This window comes from Aestuariibacter sp. GS-14 (assembly GCF_006494365.1).
In the GTDB taxonomy this organism is placed as follows: domain Bacteria; phylum Pseudomonadota; class Gammaproteobacteria; order Enterobacterales; family Alteromonadaceae; genus Alteromonas; species Alteromonas mangrovi.
In genome coordinates, this window is the sequence record NZ_VHIP01000008.1 from 129,464 (window position 1) to 144,910 (window position 15,447).

Here is a 15,447-nt window from a genome sequence, read left to right on the forward strand (position 1 = left end):
CAGACTTTACCCGTAAAACCCCATAGATCTGACTTTATTACAGGAGATATCGCAAAAAGCGATCCAAACTGTTATCAAACGCCGACCAGGCTGGTCAATACAGAGGTAACGACAAGTAATACCACGGCGACCACAATTTCCACATTGAGAGAAGCAACAAACTGCCGTACATCACCCGAGGTATGGATCGCTGGCACCAGCGATAGTTTGTGACGAGCCGCTAGAAACAGGATCCCACAGAACAACAATACCTTCCCCATCAATAACCAGCCATATCCGGTAAATAACAGATTGTGGACAGTACCGACAATGGCATATGCCAGGACAGCCCCCATTACAGCCATTATCAACACCAGCACACTGGCTTGTTCACCAAACCTGACTAGCCAGGGTAATAGCACGTCGACAGCGTCGTGTTGACAGGCTTTTCGCATAGGTAACAGTGCGCCAAACCACCACACAGCTACCAACACGTGAGTAGTAAGTAATGCACCATACCAAGGAGACATCTCAGCGGTATGTCCCGTAAACAGGAACGCACCGATTAAGGCGGTTGCGGTAGAAAGTCGCATGACTAGTGAAGATGCCTTCCACACCTTATTCTGGCTGGATGCTAGGATAGCGAAAAACGCTAAGACAAAACCTATCGCCCGCCAACGCGTGGCATCGCCTGCACCGGTAGACCAAACGATTTGCATCATGAACGATGACACCGCGCCTTGCAGGCCATCATCGGCCAGCATGCCGGTTTGTGAGAAAAATTGCAGCGCAACAGAAACTAACCCGATTATCGACCAAGCGATAAGTGACGGAGCAGACATGACTATACCGCTTTCAAAACACCCACCAACCGTTTGTTGCCAGTAAAAACTGCCAAGCAAGACAATCATGGCGGCATAAATCCCCCACTTGCTCACCACAATCAGAACTGGCCAAAACAGTGAATCCATCACCGGGTTTAGTGCACCATAAAGCTATATTGTTTTTGTACCTTGTGGCCGTCTTTGCCCACAATGGTCCAATCAACCACATAGGTTTCAGGCTTCAGTACTGGCAATGGCCAGCTGAATTGGCTAGCGGCCGTAGTTACGGGCTTAAAGCCAAATGATACGTTGTTGCCATTGCTGTCGGTTACTTCAACACTCAGTAAGATAACCTCGGCAGAATAACTTAACGACAGCGTTTCAGGTGCTTTCATCAGCATAGCGTTATTGGCTGGCACAGACGCAGTTAGATGGGTGTGAGCTGATGCACCAACACTCCAAAGCAACAGTAGTACACTCAACAATCTCATTGTAAACCTCTTAAAATACACAGTGTTCTGATAGCGATAATCAATCCTTAGTCTAATAATACCGCGAGAAGAATTACGCTGGATATGCCACTGCGAACACAATTACGTGTCGATTGTAAACGTAAAGCAGCAGACTGTGCTTTTTGAATTACCCCTTTGCAGAAAAAATCGGTAACACTTTTCGTAACGAAGTAATACCAAATCGCCAAAAATTCGGTGATATAGTGGCATTAACGCTTTAAGGATGAACACATGCAAGCTTCTGAATTCTCAAATAACGTGATACCCGTTGCCGACTTACCCAGTTTAACCTCCGTGGAATCAGAACCCATTTCCCCGGCCTACCGCCAACTGAATTTATGGCTAACCAGCGCCATCTTTGGGTTCATTGGGTTGCTGCTGGGAATAGTGTTAGTACAGCCGTGGTTTGAACTACCAGAGCCAGTTCCATTTATCCTGCTGTTGTGTTTGGCGGGGTTGGTGTTCATTGGAGCCTGGATTTTTACGTACCATTATTTTGCCGATCCGCTTATTCGCTTTTCAATACGGGAACAGGATCTGGTGCTATTCAAAGGGCTGTTCTTTAAAGACATTATTTGCCAGCCAATCCTGCGAATCCAGCACATCGATATTCAGCGCGGGCCATTTGAACGCCTGGCGGGATTGGCAACTCTCAAGGTGTATTCTGCCGGTGGAAGCGATCACACCCTGGCGATCCCCGGCTTGCCCGCGGAATCAGCCGAACGCATGCGGCAGTTTGTGCTGAATCACTCAGACCTGTCACAGGATGAAGCATGAACGCCCCTGTTGATACAACCAGCGCAGTAGATAACTGGCAACGGGTGTCACCCTGGTCGGTTCTGCACTTTTTATTTGAACAATTGAAGCAATCTGTCAGCATTGCCGTTTACGTGATCCCTGCGTTTATTCTTGGTGCTCACAACAATATACCTGACGCACTGGTACCTTTTATCATTGCTGGCCTGGTAGTGAGTTTTGTGGTTTCTGGTGTGCTTAAATACTGGTTCTTTCAGTTCACTATTTCAAAATCCGGCATCGCTATACGCTCTGGGGTACTGGATCGCACCTATACGGATTTGCCATTTGAGCGCATTCAAAATGTAAAATTCGATCAGCCATTTTATTTTCGATTTCTGGATATGCTGGTGGTTACACTGGATACCGCGGGTTCCTCCAAACAGGAAGCGAAATTTGCCGGGGTCACGCGTGATTATGCCGAAACCCTGAAGCACACTATCTTGCAGGCGCGTAAATATCACCAGACAGCGGTGCAGGCTTCGGCAGAAGATTCTCCGGAAACTGAGCAGCAAGTTGCAGCTGACCAGGTTATTAACCGCCGCAGTCTGAAAGACTTGATCCTGCATGGCATCACCAATAACCGCGTATGGATTTTACTGGGTGCCGCAGCACCATTCTACGAGCAGGGAACCGACTGGGTTATCAATCAAATGACGTCTCTGCGTCCTCACATTGAGCAATGGTTTGGCAGCGAGGCCGTTACTTTTTGGTATGTGGGTGTAATGACCGCCATGCTGGTGATTGGGCTAATGGTGATCATGGCGTTGCTCTCAGTTGGTGGCAGTATTCTGATGTTTTACGGCTACACCCTATCTAAACGCGAAGATAAATACATTCGCCGCAGCGGATTAATTAACCGTCAGGAAGTGAGTATGAAACACTCCCGTATTCAGGTGTTTCGCATGCAGCAAGACTGGCTGGACAGGCTGTTAAAACGAGTAAATCTCTACTTTGAACAAAACGTAACAGGTAATCAGTATCAGCCCGAAACCAAAGCGGCCAACAAACTGCTGGTGCCCTCGGTTACCGTGGAGCAGGCGGTTGCCCTGGCTGAAGATGTATTCCCTGCCCAGCAAGCGCGTAACATAACCTATACTGGCGCGCATATTCGTTATTTTTGGCGCTTGATGCTGATTGTGGTAACACCATTAACCGTGGTAGTTGCCATGCTTACTATTGGTTTTCTGGGTTTATACGGTGTGCTGCTCACGCTCGCGTTTCTGGCATGTGCCAGCGCTGTGGCAAGAGCGTGCTGGAAGCGCTGGGGACTGGCCCACGACGACCAGTATATCTACTTGCGCAAGGGAGCGTTTGGCGTGGATTACTGGTATTTTCCTCGCAGCAAGCTTCAGCAGGTAGCCCTGTGCCAGAATATCTTTATGCAAAAACGACGATTGGTTAGCCTGGATTTAGTGCTGGCAAGTGGTCGGTTAACCATGCCCTATTTGCCACAGGACTATGTCTATTCACTAACCGATGACACCCTTGCCGAAATTGAGCAACACAAACCCGGCTGGATGTAGCGCAGCTCTGGTCTGAGCCTATCGGGTTGAGCGATAGGCGATGACCGTTAATCCCCACATACTGCGAGTGCCTGAAATCTCAATATTACCGCTCGGGGGCATTGAATTGTAATCCTGTTGACTGATACACAGCGTTGAAGACGCTAACCCTTCTGCGGCGTTGATGAGCGCACGAAAATGGCATCCTTTTGTACGCGTTTTTAACTGATAATGGGTAGTGTATTCGTAGCGATTGTTCACCGACAGTTCGTGCCCGGCCGAAGGTACCACATACATAATGAACGGATACAGGAACATCGCAATCAAGAATGGGGCAAACACTATTGTGAATTTCCCCGAGCGACTACGACGCTTTAAATTGCGGCTAAAATAATTGTCTTTCGAAACGAAAAAGTAGAATGCACAAGATAGGACAATCGTGTAAATAAGTACTTGCACAAACACCCACTCCTCCCACCAGGCAGCGGGCACAAAGCTCTGTCTGAACATCACCAAAAAGTCCAGTATCAGTACGCAAGAAAACACCCCTTGCCAAAACCAAACCCACAGCTTATTTTCCGCAGGCACAGGTTCGAGTGCTTCGCCATAGTAGGCTTCTTCTTCCGTTAGTTGCTCAGCGGACTGTTCTTCACGCCGTTTTTCAATCCACTCTTGCAACGATTGCAAACGGTCCGGGAAGCGCTCCCGGTCGAGTTGAGACAAGGCATCTTCGAGCTCGCTCAAACTATAATGCTGATAATCCGGTCCTTGTTGGTTCACTGCTTGTCCTATTGCGTTACTGTGAGCACGTCCTGCCAGTTATACTGGCGCTCATAATCACCGCGCTTGCGATTGTACTGAAACACCGATGTGGTAAATCGCAGTGTTTCCGGTACAAATCCTTCGGGTAATTGAAGATAAAAGGTGACGGCCTGAAAATACTTAAACCCATAAGGTATTTCACCTTCGGGTAAGAATTCATCCTGTGAGGAATGCAGTACGGTATGTCGCCCGTCCTGGCTGCCAGTGATCTCTAATTGCAAGGTGCCTTTTACCACGGCATTCACGGCTCGTTGTTGCAATAACACCATTGAGCCTTTGAAATAGTTGGTGCCAGCCGATGCCACTAGTTCAAGCCCGTCGATAAAAAAGCCATCCTGACTGGTTTCGGGGGCGATTACGTGCTGATAAAACGCTTTATCCTGCTGAAGGGCAAAGACTTGTTCCTGTTGGATTACCAGTTCATTTTTAAGCTGTTCTGCGTGTAATTTGGCTAACTCGAGCTCAACCCGAAGCTGATTTTGCACAGTGAGTAATTGCGCGTTTTCTGCCCGCAATGTGGTATTGGCATTGTTGGCACTGGCTAACGCTTCCGATAATCGCACGCGGTCAACATTAGCCAGAACAAACCCGAATACCACCATCGCTACCAGGCTAAAGCCAAGTAATATGATGGTGCGGGTATTGCCTAACCGCTTAGGAATATCAGATACATGCATGGTCAGACTGACACCAAATCGACTCACTATTTAAACAATTGACTGCACTTTGCCTTTTTTAGTTTCATTATTCAAATATCTTTGCTGCCAAGTTCTGTAATGCACTAACTCAATACTTTGAATATTAAGCGCTTGTGGTAGTATTTATGCATTCCTCCGTGCATACCCGGTATTATGCGACTGCAGTCTCTCAGACAAGAACTTGCCCATCCTCGCACTTCAGTGCAATTGTGCCTGTTGGGGATTGTTGCCGGTGTTACATCAGCCTTGCTCATTGTGCTATTCAGACTGGGAATTGATTGGATTCAATCACTGGGTTTATATCTGCTTAGCCAATTTCAGCTAGGTAGCACGTTCGACTGGTTCATTTTGCCAATCGCGGCAGCCATCCTCATTTTGGTCATTGCGTTTTTCACCGGATTTAAACACTACCGTTTGGGTATCCCTTTTGTGATCCACCGGGTAAAACGGCATTACGGACATATCCCCTGGCGCACTACGGTAAATCAGTTTTTTGGTGGTATGTTAGCGCTGGCCGGTGGCTTTGTAGTGGGCCGAGAAGGGCCGTCAGTACATTTAGGCGCAGCAGGCAGCAGCTTATTCGGGCAAACCCTGCGCCTGCCTCAAAACAGTATTCGTACCCTGGCCGGCTGTGGCATTGCCGCAGGAATCTCCGCGTCATTTAATACACCACTGGCAGCGGTTATTTTTGTGATGGAAGTGGTACTCCGGGAATACAAAATACATATATTTGTGCCCGTCATGCTATCTGCCGCCTGTGGTTCGGTGATCACCCGGATTGTATTTGGTGAAGCTAACGAGCTGGCACACTTTTCTTATACTTCGTTCAGTCAGTGGCTATACCTGTACCTGATTATTTTTGGTTGTTTGCTCGGTGTGCTCGCCACCTTGTTTAACCAGGCGCTTATGACCGTTATGGCCGCTTTTCGCAGGGTATCAATGGTATGGCGTTTATTGTTGGCATCATTGATTACCGCAATGTGCGGGGCGCTGTTGCCAGAATCCCTGGGGGCGAGTTTTGAGGACGTTAACGCGCTATTCTCGCAAAACCCCGAAGCCATCATGGTGCTGGTAATTTTGCTGATGAAATTTGTGTTGGCTACCTGTGCGATTGGATTAGGTATTCCCGGTGGGATCATTGGCCCGGTGATGGTAATTGGTATGCTGGCGGGCGCGTTTTTGTTGATCCCGATATCTTACTGGCTGCCCCGTGAAGACTTTACCAGCAGCTTTGCGCTGCTGGGCATAGCAGGTATGCTTACTGCGGTATTACACGCCCCGCTGGCGGCATTGGTAGCAGTAATGGAATTGTCCTATCGGCCGGAAATTATTCTGCCGGCCATACTGGTGATCGTGCCCGCTTACGTAACAGCAACGCAGTTTTTGGGTAACCGCTCTATATTTATGCAACAGCTGGATTTTCAAAAACTGCCCTATACCACTACGTCCATTCGGGAAGCACTTGAGAAAACTGGTGTGCAGGCAGCCATGGAAACAGACTACAAGCTGTTTTACGATGCGCCAGAAGAAGCGCTGTTGAAGTGTCTGGCCGATGCGCCTACCCAACTGGTTATTCAACAAAGTAAGTTTGAACTGGACATTAAATACGCCTGGGTGCATTACGATGTAAGTTTAAGTCAGCATGCCCACCCTATCAGCTATCAAACGATGACAGGTATATCATCACAAGCCACACTGGCAGAGGTTTACGAACAGCTTTACAGCGCCCGCTCGGGCGCCGTTTATATTTACGACGACAATCCGTCGGTGATCACGGGTGTCATCACCTGGAACCGCTTGCAAAGTTTCCTGCAACGCGCGCAGTTTTAAAAAGGTACACGCTATGACAATTCTGTGGCTTAAAGCCCTGCACATTTTCTTTATGGTAGCCTGGTTTGCCGGCATTTTTTATTTGCCACGCCTGTTTGTCTATCACGCAGAAGCGGAAAATCAGGCCGTTAAAGATACGTTCAAGGTAATGGAGCGTCGTTTGTGGTTATTTGTTACGCCATTCGCCGTCTTCACATTGCTATTTGGCATTGCCCTTATCTACACTTATGGCAATGGCTGGTTTGCTGCTTCCCACTGGTTGCATATTAAACTACTATTGGTTACGCTGATTTATGGCTATCATTTTTATTTATGGTATCTGGTAAAGCAATTTGCAGTCGATAAAGTAACGCACTCAGCACGTTTTTTTCGCATTTTAAACGAAGCGCCGGTGCTGGTGTTGTTAGCGGTGGTCTTGCTGGCTGTCGTAAAATTTATCTGATTTTCTTTCTCAAAATCTGTATCCGCCCTAAATGGACGTTCGGGCACCCACAAGGACATTACATGGACGTAAACAATCAACTGCTTAAAGAGTTGTTACACAAGACCGACATCGCCTTTGAGGCGCTGAGAGAGGATCCAGGCTCGGAAGAATGCCAGCTGGCCTACGACGAAGCCAAACAAGCCTTAGACAGCTACATTACTACCGTAAAAGAACTTCTTCAGGTTAAACATCGCTACCGGTAAACGTATACCGATTCGCATAGACATTGTCATTATTCCGACTGGAACGTTTCAAACTGATTAGGTAAATGCCCGGCTAACTCTCCGCTTATCGCCACGTATTCCTGCAACATGGCAGGCAAGCTTACAAACAGCTTAGGTAAGCCTTCATGCAATGTACTGCGCTTATTGTCAGGCGCATTGGCCAGGGCCTGCTCCGGCTCTGCTAACGTACTAAACAACTTAAGGCAACGCGTTAACCTTTCAGCTAAAGCGGGTAAATCTGAACCTTGTTCTCCGCCCTGATGCCAGGCACGTTGCCATACTTTTTCAAGTTGTTGATGGCCGGTCAGCACGCCCTTTAGCCAGTCACATAATGCACGTCGCTTTTCACACTCCTGAGACCATTGGCAATAGGCTGGCAGCAGTGCTGCCTGCTTGCGCATTGCGTCCAGCGCATCACGGAGTTGCTTCATTAGCCCATCGGCTAATTCATCGGCCTGTTGTTTGCTAATTGACTGCGAACCAGATTGTTCGATCACCCAGGGCATCCACTCTTCCGGCATTGGGATTTCAGGTGCCGACGCCACAGCGAATATCACCCCTTCTGCATAGGGCTGCGAGGCTAACATGCTGGAAAACTCAGGGTGTTCAAAAATACTGATGTGTATTGGCATGGCGGATTCCATTGGCTTGCGTCTGTTCACTGAAGTGCAGGCATGGTTTAATAGCTAAAACAACACAGGCACTTTCGGCGAAGATAGACTTTGCTATTGCTTTCCCTGATGTGCGCCCAGCTTAAAACAATAATAAAGAGTGTAGCATGACCCCAACCCGAACCAAATCCGGTTATATCATTGCCGCTGCCTTCATTGGTCCGGGTACTGTTACCACTGCCAGCCTGGCGGGCGCGCAGTTTGGCTTTCATCTTGTGTGGGCACTGCTGTTTTCCGTCATTGCTACCATTGTGCTCCAGGACATGTCTGTGCGATTAGGCTTTGCGACAGGTAAAGGCATGAGCGAAGCACTGCACCATCAGTTCAAGCGCCCCTGGGTAAAGTATCCTCTGATTCTGCTGGTAGTTGCCGCAATTGGAATAGGTAATGCTGCCTATGAATCGGGCAACCTTACCGGCGCAGCACTGGGGCTGAACGGCATAGTGTCACTTGGCGTTGGTACATGGGGCGGGATCATGGGACTGATTGCAGCCATGCTGTTGTGGTGGGGCAAATACCGGATTATTGAATCTGTGCTGGTTGCCTTGGTGGGCTTGATGGCATTGGTTTTCGCTGTCACGTTTGCGGTATCAGAACCGGATTGGTCTGCCATGCTTAACCAAATTTCTTCACCCGTGCTCAATACCAGCAGTTTAACCACCATTCTGGCATTGATTGGCACCACCATTGTACCTTACAACCTCTTTTTACACGCCAGTCTGATTGCCCGACAGCAACAAGAACAACATTTACCCGCCAGTACTTACCGACGCCAATCAGGGCTAGCCATTGGTGTTGGTGGATTGATTACCCTGGTGATCATGGCTACCGCTATGCAAGCCTTTTATGGGCAAACCAACGAACTCCAGGCGGGCAATCTTGCGGCACAACTGGCCCCACTACTGGGCTCATATGCTGAAGTATTTTTTGCAATGGGGATGTTTGCAGCCGGATTAACCAGCGCCATTACCGCCCCACTCGCCGCAGCCTATGCGGTGTGCGGAGCGCTGAATAAACCCACGGATCTCAGCAGTGTGTGGTTTCGCGCTGTGTGGGGTATTGTGTTAGTAGCAGGTGTAGTGGCTACCCTTACGGGAACCAGACCACTGTACGCTATTTTGTTTGCTCAGGCCGCCAATGGGGTGTTACTGCCAGTTATTGCCCTGCTATTGCTGTATATGATGAATACCCACCCCCAACTTGGCGCGCTGCGCAATCGCTTAGCGGCCAATGTATTAGGCGGTGGGGTTGTTATACTGATTGTTGGACTGACTTACCAGAAGCTATTTGCTTAAGCGATCCAGGATCTCGGTTAACATCGCCCGGCTACAACCAAAGTTGATACGGAAGAAGTTGGGCGCACCAAAGTCTTTACCCGGCGATGGGCCAATACCTTTGGATTCACACCATTGCTGCACGTCTTCAACACCCAAACCACTGCCGTCGATCCAGGCCAGGAAGGTTGCGTCGGCACACACTACAGAAAGACCGTCGATCCCGTTAATACGCGACACCAGATAATCGCGGTTCGCGCGCAAATACGCAATCTGTTCAGCCAGCCATTCATCCCCTTCGGTAAAAGCGGCCCGGGTAGCTTCCAGCCCCATAATATTTGCCCACGGCACAATACCGGCTGCAGACTGACTAAACTTACGGCGTAACGACGCGTCGGGAATGATCGCAAAAGATGTCCCTAAACCGGCTACGTTGAACGTCTTACTGGCAGCCATCAGGGTAATACTGCGATCCTGTAATGCGGCCACCCGACCAGCTGGGATATGAGAGACTTGCTCACTTAAAATCAGGTCGCAATGGATCTCATCTGAGCACAATGTCACATTGTGTTGTTCACAAATGGCGGCAATAGCATCCACTTCGTCCTGTGTCATTACCGAGCCCACCGGGTTCATTGGATTACACAAGATCATAAGTTTGCAACGCGGATCGGCAGCTTCTCTTGCTAAGGCATCCAAATCCAGCGTCCAGCGGCCATTTTGCAACACAGTGGGAATATCTACCCGCTGTGTTTTATTCAGAGCCGGAGCAGCCAGCAATGGCGGGTAATTGGGCGTTTGGACCAGTACTTTATCACCTTCTTCACAGTAAGCTTTAATGGCAACATTGAACGCGGGTACTACGCCAGGTGTCCATACAATCCAGTCAGATTCGATCGCCCAATTGTGCTTATCGCGCAGCCAACGCACAATAGCATCGTTTGCCGGCTTGTGTTGCGCCGGAAGGGTATACCCCATTACACCGTGCTCAGTTAACGCATGTAATGCATCCAGAATGGCTGGCGCACAACGAAATTCTGTGTCCGCTACCCAGCAAGGCAGAATGTCTTTTCCTGCGTATTTCTGCCATTTAAACGACCACTGGTTGGTGCGGTCTGGTGTGTGATCAAACGTACTCACTGCAACTACCTTTTACATGGGTTGTATGACTATTTCGTCAATTGTTGTTTTAGCAAACTCACTAATTTATCGCGTCGGATTGGCTTAACCAGGTACGCAACGGCACCCAGTTGTTTTGCCAGTACCTCGGTTTGACGCGATGCGTAAGCGGTCATGAAAATAAACGGCACACTCAGGCCTTTTTCGCGGCAGGCCCGCAATAACGCAAGGCCATCGTATTCCGGCATCACCATATCGCTCACAATGATGTCCAGCGATGTGTTGGTTTGATGCATTAAAAACTCTTTTGCAAATGCACTTCGCGTAAAACTGATAACCTGTGCATCCAGCTCCGATTCAATGACGTGCGCAATGAGTTCCAAAGACACCTCATCATCATCTATTACGGCAATGGTATAAGTAGACATAGTATCGAAAAACCAAACCAGATAGTTTAGAAATATACACACTGAAATGAAGTCATCACTAAGGCGAAAACCGTTTCATATCTGTGTGTATTGGGCCAATGGCGGGTCGTAAGACTAATACCAATTCGCATAGAAGTTTACTCACTCAGCAATACTGGCTGGCTTTTTAGCTAGGCTTGGTTGCACAGGTGTGGTGGTTCCAAATCAAGCAAGCGTAACAACGCTAAAAACCCTGCCAGTAATGCCCGAAGGGAGTGGCCAAAACGACTTACATCTGTGTTGCGTCCTCTGGACATAGAATGACTATGCCTCAGAGAACGCGTCGTGATCTAAGTCGTTTTCGACTAGCCCTCAGGGATCACTCTGAGAGGGCAAACTTCTATGCGAATTGGTATAACAAATAGTCAAAGAAGATTCGACCAGCCCGCACAAGTTACTATGTACATAATAGTAATAGAAAAAGGCCGGATGCGATAGCAACCGGCCTTTGTATATATAACTAAATCGAATATTTAGCGGTAAACATCCCAAAAACTGAGATGTATTACCGTAGTGATTTATTTAGAACGTGATGCGCGTTTACGATCGTTTTCGGTAAGCAGCTTCTTACGAATACGAATGCTCACAGGAGTAACTTCTACCAGTTCGTCATCATCGATAAACTCAAGCGCTTGCTCCAGAGACATCTTGATTGGCGGAACCAGTGTCTGCGCTTCATCGGTGCCCGATGCACGAACGTTAGTTAACTGCTTACCTTTCAGGGCGTTAACCGTTAGGTCGTTATCACGGCTGTGAATACCAATGATCATACCTTCGTACACTTCCACACCGTGACCGATGAACAAGCGACCACGCTCCTGCAGGTTGAACAGGGCGTTAGTCAGTGCTTTACCCGGAGCGTTAGCAATCAGTACACCGTTCTTACGCTTGCCAATCACGCCGCCTTTGTGCGGGCCGTAATGGTCAAATGTGTGGTACAACAAACCTGAACCAGAGGTCATGGTCATGAAATCAGTCTGGAAGCCAATCAAACCGCGGCTTGGAATAATGAAATCCAAACGTACACGACCCTTACCATCTGGGTTCATGTCGCGCATTTCAGCTTTACGCAAGCCAAGCTGTTCCATAACGGAACCCTGGTCACCTTCTTCAACGTCGATCGTCAGCGTTTCAAACGGCTCCTGCAGTTCGCCATCTACTTCCTTCAGGATTACTTCCGGACGCGATACTGCGATTTCGTAACCTTCGCGACGCATGTTCTCGATCAGGATACCTAGGTGCAATTCACCACGACCAGAAACACGGAATTTATCCGGGTCAGCCGTTTCTTCAACCCGCAGTGCTACGTTGTGGATCAGTTCGTCTTGCAAACGCTCCAGGATATTACGCGATGTTACGTATTTACCTTCTTTACCAGCAAATGGAGACGTGTTGACCTGGAAAGTCATAGTAACTGTTGGCTCATCTACGCTTAATGGCGGCAATGCTTCAACGGTGTTTACATCACAGATGGTGTCAGAAATTTTCAGTTCGCCCAGACCTGTGATAGCGATAATGTCGCCAGCAGTAGCCATTTCCACTTCGTGACGCGCCAGTCCGAGGTAACCGTATACCAGGCCAACTTTTCCATTCCGCTTTTTACCGTCAGCGGTAACAACCGTTACTTGTTGGTTAGGCTTGACACTGCCGCGAGTAATACGACCAACACCGATAACACCTACGTAAGAGTTGTAATCCAGCTGAGAAATCTGCATCTGGAACGCGCCGTCGATATCGGCATTCGGCGGAGAAACCTGATCGATGATGGTTTGGAACAGCGCCGTCATGTCTTCTTCTTTTTTATCAGAACTCAATGACGCCCAACCGTTTAGTGCAGACGCGTACACCACCTGGAAATCCAGCTGGTCATCGGTTGCACCCAGGTTATCGAACAGGTCGAATACCTGATCAATAACCCAGTCAGGACGCGCGCCTGGCTTGTCGATCTTGTTAATGACTACAATCGGCTTCAACCCCTGAGCAAAGGCTTTCTGGGTTACGAAGCGAGTTTGCGGCATTGGCCCTTCCTGCGCATCAACAAGCAGCAGTACAGAGTCAGCCATCGACATTACCCGCTCTACTTCTCCACCGAAATCGGCGTGTCCGGGGGTGTCCACGATATTAATGCGGTAATCGTTCCAGTTAATGGCCGTGTTTTTGGCCAGAATGGTAATACCACGTTCTTTTTCGATATCGTTCGAATCCATTACGCGCTCTTGCGCTTCACCACGGGTTTCGAGGGTGCCGGATTGTTGGAGCAGTTTGTCTACCAGGGTGGTCTTACCATGGTCAACGTGCGCGATAATCGCGATATTTCTAAGCTTATTGATGTCAGTTACATTCATTGAAAATCAACCTGCAGGGTGTGCAGCCCGCCAATCATATGGCTTTGCAGCACACACCGGCTATTACACACTGTAAATAATAAAAATGAGCGCGGATTGTACAGAAAATCCAAGTGCTTTGCGCAGTTTTTTTTCAGTTTCAAATAAAATTCATCTATTGCTAATTCTTGCGCTGGGTGAAAGAATGGCATGCGTGGTCTCATGAGAAACACTGCCGGCCACCAGCTGCACCAAAATAAACCACAAAATCACCAAAATAGTGCAGATAGAAGTTTAAGATCGTGACGACAGATCGAATTTACGCGGTGTCCAGCCTTGCGTTAGCAAATGGCATGATTATCGCTTAGGGATTTCCCACCTGCGAACCCAGTTTTGGTTCACACATTTAAAATAACCTGGAGGACACGATGTCAATTCAATCGGCATTAGAATTAATCAAATCTAGCGAAGCAAAATTTGTAGACCTTCGCTTTACCGACACTAAAGGTAAGGAACAACACGTTTCTATTCCTTCTAACCTGGTCGACGAAGACTTTTTTGAAGAAGGTAAAATGTTTGACGGTTCTTCAATTGCTGGCTGGAAAGGGATTAACGAATCAGACATGATTCTGATGCCAGACTCTAGCACTGCAGTAGTTGATCCATTTGCCGAAGAAACTCAGGTTATCATTCGCTGTGACATCGTAGAACCTACTACAATGGAAGGTTACGACCGTGACCCGCGTTCTATCGCTCGTCGCGCAGAAGAGTTCCTGAAATCAACTGGTATCGGTGACACCGTTCTGTTTGGCCCAGAGCCAGAATTCTTTATGTTTGACGATATCAAGTACCACACTGATATGTCAGGCTCTATGTTCAAAATCGACTCTTCAGAAGCAGCGTGGAACTCAGGTTCTGAGTTTGCAGACGGCAACATGGGTCACCGTCCAGGCGTTAAAGGCGGTTACTTCCCGGTTCCACCAGTAGATTCTGCACACGATATCCGTGCAGCAATGTGTCTGGTAATGGAAGAAATGGGTCTGGTTGTTGAAGCGCACCACCACGAAGTAGCGACTGCTGGTCAGAATGAAATCGCGTGTAAATTCAACACCATGGTAACTAAAGCTGACGAAGTTCAGATCTACAAGTATGTTGTTCACAACGTGGCACACTCTTACGGTCTGTCTGCTACCTTTATGCCTAAGCCTCTGGTAGGCGACAACGGTTCAGGTATGCACTGCCACCAGTCTATCTCTAAAGAAGGCAAGAACATTTTCGCTGGCGACAAGTATGCTGGTTTGTCTGAAGAAGCTTTGTTCTACATTGGCGGTATCATTAAGCACGCTCGCGCGATCAATGCTTTCTCTAACCCTGCAACTAACTCGTACAAGCGTTTGGTACCAGGATTTGAAGCCCCAGTAATGCTGGCTTACTCTGCTCGTAACCGTTCAGCGTCTATCCGTATTCCATACGTAACCACTGACAGAGCACGTCGTATCGAAGTACGTTTCCCTGATCCAGCTTGTAACCCATATCTGGCCTTTACCGCAATGCTGATGGCTGGTATCGACGGTATCAAGAACAAGATCCACCCTGGTGATGCAGCAGATAAAGACTTATATGATCTGCCACCAGAAGAAGCAGCAAACATCCCAACTGTTGCCCACTCTCTGGAGCAGGCACTGGAAGCTCTGGACAACGACCGTGAGTTCCTGACTGCAGGTGGCGTAATGTCTGACGACATGATCGATGCATACATCGAACTGAAAACTGCTGAAGTAACTAAACTGAGCATGTCTACTCACCCAGTTGAGTTTGACATGTACTACAGTGTGTAAGCACCGTATCAGATAAAATACCCAAGCCCGCTTATGCGGGCTTTTTTTTTATTCCAAATCACCTACAATCAATTGCATGCG

The 15,447-nt window shown here is 48.2% G+C and carries 15 protein-coding genes; 7 read left to right on the forward strand and 8 right to left on the reverse strand.

Annotation, left to right across the window (positions count from 1 at the left end):
• Positions 1-74: 74 nt before the first annotated feature.
• Together FJ444_RS14095 and FJ444_RS14100 are read right to left on the reverse strand one after the other, a co-directional pair.
• Positions 75-950 (reverse strand): copper resistance D family protein, encoded by an 876-nt coding sequence (locus FJ444_RS14095; RefSeq protein WP_140959184.1) that lies wholly within the window; start codon positions 948-950, stop codon positions 75-77.
• 8 nt (positions 951-958) lie between these two features.
• Positions 959-1,294: a copper resistance CopC family protein gene (locus FJ444_RS14100; RefSeq protein ID WP_140959186.1), complete on the reverse strand. Its 336-nt coding sequence runs from the start codon at positions 1,292-1,294 to the stop codon at positions 959-961.
• A 252-nt stretch (positions 1,295-1,546) separates the two neighbouring features.
• Here FJ444_RS14100 and FJ444_RS14105 point away from each other — a divergent pair, with 252 nt between their 5' ends.
• The gene (locus tag FJ444_RS14105) at positions 1,547-2,092 is read left to right on the forward strand and encodes a PH domain-containing protein (RefSeq protein ID WP_140959188.1); all 546 of its coding nucleotides are present in this window, start codon (positions 1,547-1,549) and stop codon (positions 2,090-2,092) included.
• On the forward strand, positions 2,089-3,636 hold the full coding sequence (locus FJ444_RS14110; RefSeq protein WP_140959190.1) for a PH domain-containing protein: 1,548 nt from the start codon (positions 2,089-2,091) through the stop codon (positions 3,634-3,636). Before FJ444_RS14105 ends, FJ444_RS14110 begins: the two co-directional genes overlap by 4 nt.
• Before the next feature lie 18 nt (positions 3,637-3,654).
• On the opposite strand, the gene FJ444_RS14115 is transcribed toward FJ444_RS14110, so the two are convergent.
• Both FJ444_RS14115 and FJ444_RS14120 read right to left on the reverse strand, forming a co-directional pair.
• On the reverse strand, positions 3,655-4,395 hold the full coding sequence (locus FJ444_RS14115) for a hypothetical protein (RefSeq protein WP_140959192.1): 741 nt from the start codon (positions 4,393-4,395) through the stop codon (positions 3,655-3,657).
• An 8-nt stretch (positions 4,396-4,403) separates the two neighbouring features.
• Positions 4,404-5,141 (reverse strand): DUF6776 family protein, encoded by a 738-nt coding sequence (locus FJ444_RS14120; protein ID WP_140959194.1) that lies wholly within the window; start codon positions 5,139-5,141, stop codon positions 4,404-4,406.
• 147 nt (positions 5,142-5,288) lie between these two features.
• On the opposite strand from FJ444_RS14120, the gene FJ444_RS14125 reads away from it, so the two are divergent.
• From FJ444_RS14125 to FJ444_RS14135, 3 genes are all read left to right on the forward strand, one after another.
• Entirely contained in the window at positions 5,289-6,965 is a 1,677-nt protein-coding gene (locus FJ444_RS14125) for a chloride channel protein (protein WP_140959196.1), read from the forward strand.
• A 13-nt stretch (positions 6,966-6,978) separates the two neighbouring features.
• Positions 6,979-7,407, forward strand: coding sequence for a CopD family protein (locus tag FJ444_RS14130; protein ID WP_140959198.1), 429 nt, complete (start codon positions 6,979-6,981; stop codon positions 7,405-7,407).
• Between the two features lie 62 nt (positions 7,408-7,469).
• Complete coding sequence (locus FJ444_RS14135) at positions 7,470-7,652, forward strand: hypothetical protein (RefSeq protein WP_140959200.1); 183 nt, start codon at positions 7,470-7,472, stop codon at positions 7,650-7,652.
• Positions 7,653-7,681: 29 nt separating this feature from the next.
• Here FJ444_RS14135 and FJ444_RS14140 read toward each other — a convergent pair whose 3' ends face one another.
• The gene (locus FJ444_RS14140; protein WP_181405169.1) at positions 7,682-8,305 is read right to left on the reverse strand and encodes a UPF0149 family protein; all 624 of its coding nucleotides are present in this window, start codon (positions 8,303-8,305) and stop codon (positions 7,682-7,684) included.
• Between the two features lie 146 nt (positions 8,306-8,451).
• On the opposite strand from FJ444_RS14140, the gene FJ444_RS14145 reads away from it, so the two are divergent.
• The gene (locus tag FJ444_RS14145; protein WP_140959204.1) at positions 8,452-9,639 is read left to right on the forward strand and encodes an Nramp family divalent metal transporter; all 1,188 of its coding nucleotides are present in this window, start codon (positions 8,452-8,454) and stop codon (positions 9,637-9,639) included.
• On the opposite strand, the gene FJ444_RS14150 is transcribed toward FJ444_RS14145, so the two are convergent.
• The 3 genes from FJ444_RS14150 to typA all read right to left on the reverse strand — a co-directional run bounded on the left by FJ444_RS14150 (position 9,628) and on the right by typA (position 13,549).
• The gene (locus FJ444_RS14150; protein ID WP_140959206.1) at positions 9,628-10,758 is read right to left on the reverse strand and encodes a MalY/PatB family protein; all 1,131 of its coding nucleotides are present in this window, start codon (positions 10,756-10,758) and stop codon (positions 9,628-9,630) included. The genes FJ444_RS14145 and FJ444_RS14150 overlap by 12 nt on opposite strands.
• Positions 10,759-10,787: 29 nt before the next feature.
• Complete coding sequence (locus tag FJ444_RS14155) at positions 10,788-11,165, reverse strand: response regulator (protein WP_140959208.1); 378 nt, start codon at positions 11,163-11,165, stop codon at positions 10,788-10,790.
• Positions 11,166-11,722: 557 nt separating this feature from the next.
• Positions 11,723-13,549: a translational GTPase TypA gene (typA, locus tag FJ444_RS14160; protein ID WP_140959210.1), complete on the reverse strand. Its 1,827-nt coding sequence runs from the start codon at positions 13,547-13,549 to the stop codon at positions 11,723-11,725.
• Between the two features lie 407 nt (positions 13,550-13,956).
• Here typA and glnA point away from each other — a divergent pair, with 407 nt between their 5' ends.
• Positions 13,957-15,366 (forward strand): glutamate--ammonia ligase, encoded by a 1,410-nt coding sequence (gene glnA / locus FJ444_RS14165; RefSeq protein WP_140959212.1) that lies wholly within the window; start codon positions 13,957-13,959, stop codon positions 15,364-15,366.
• The last annotated feature ends 81 nt before the right edge of the window (positions 15,367-15,447 follow it).

Coding starts and splice junctions, on each gene's coding strand:
- FJ444_RS14140 (WP_181405169.1), bottom strand. CDS start 8,305: ATGCCAATACACATCAGTATTTTTGAACACCCTGAGTTTTCCAGCATG.
- FJ444_RS14130 (WP_140959198.1), top strand. CDS start 6,979: ATGACAATTCTGTGGCTTAAAGCCCTGCACATTTTCTTTATGGTAGCC.
- FJ444_RS14105 (WP_140959188.1), top strand. CDS start 1,547: ATGCAAGCTTCTGAATTCTCAAATAACGTGATACCCGTTGCCGACTTA.
- FJ444_RS14110 (WP_140959190.1), top strand. CDS start 2,089: ATGAACGCCCCTGTTGATACAACCAGCGCAGTAGATAACTGGCAACGG.
- typA (WP_140959210.1), bottom strand. CDS start 13,549: ATGAATGTAACTGACATCAATAAGCTTAGAAATATCGCGATTATCGCG.
- FJ444_RS14095 (WP_140959184.1), bottom strand. CDS start 950: ATGGATTCACTGTTTTGGCCAGTTCTGATTGTGGTGAGCAAGTGGGGG.
- FJ444_RS14135 (WP_140959200.1), top strand. CDS start 7,470: ATGGACGTAAACAATCAACTGCTTAAAGAGTTGTTACACAAGACCGAC.
- FJ444_RS14145 (WP_140959204.1), top strand. CDS start 8,452: ATGACCCCAACCCGAACCAAATCCGGTTATATCATTGCCGCTGCCTTC.
- glnA (WP_140959212.1), top strand. CDS start 13,957: ATGTCAATTCAATCGGCATTAGAATTAATCAAATCTAGCGAAGCAAAA.
- FJ444_RS14100 (WP_140959186.1), bottom strand. CDS start 1,294: ATGAGATTGTTGAGTGTACTACTGTTGCTTTGGAGTGTTGGTGCATCA.
- FJ444_RS14125 (WP_140959196.1), top strand. CDS start 5,289: ATGCGACTGCAGTCTCTCAGACAAGAACTTGCCCATCCTCGCACTTCA.
- FJ444_RS14155 (WP_140959208.1), bottom strand. CDS start 11,165: ATGTCTACTTATACCATTGCCGTAATAGATGATGATGAGGTGTCTTTG.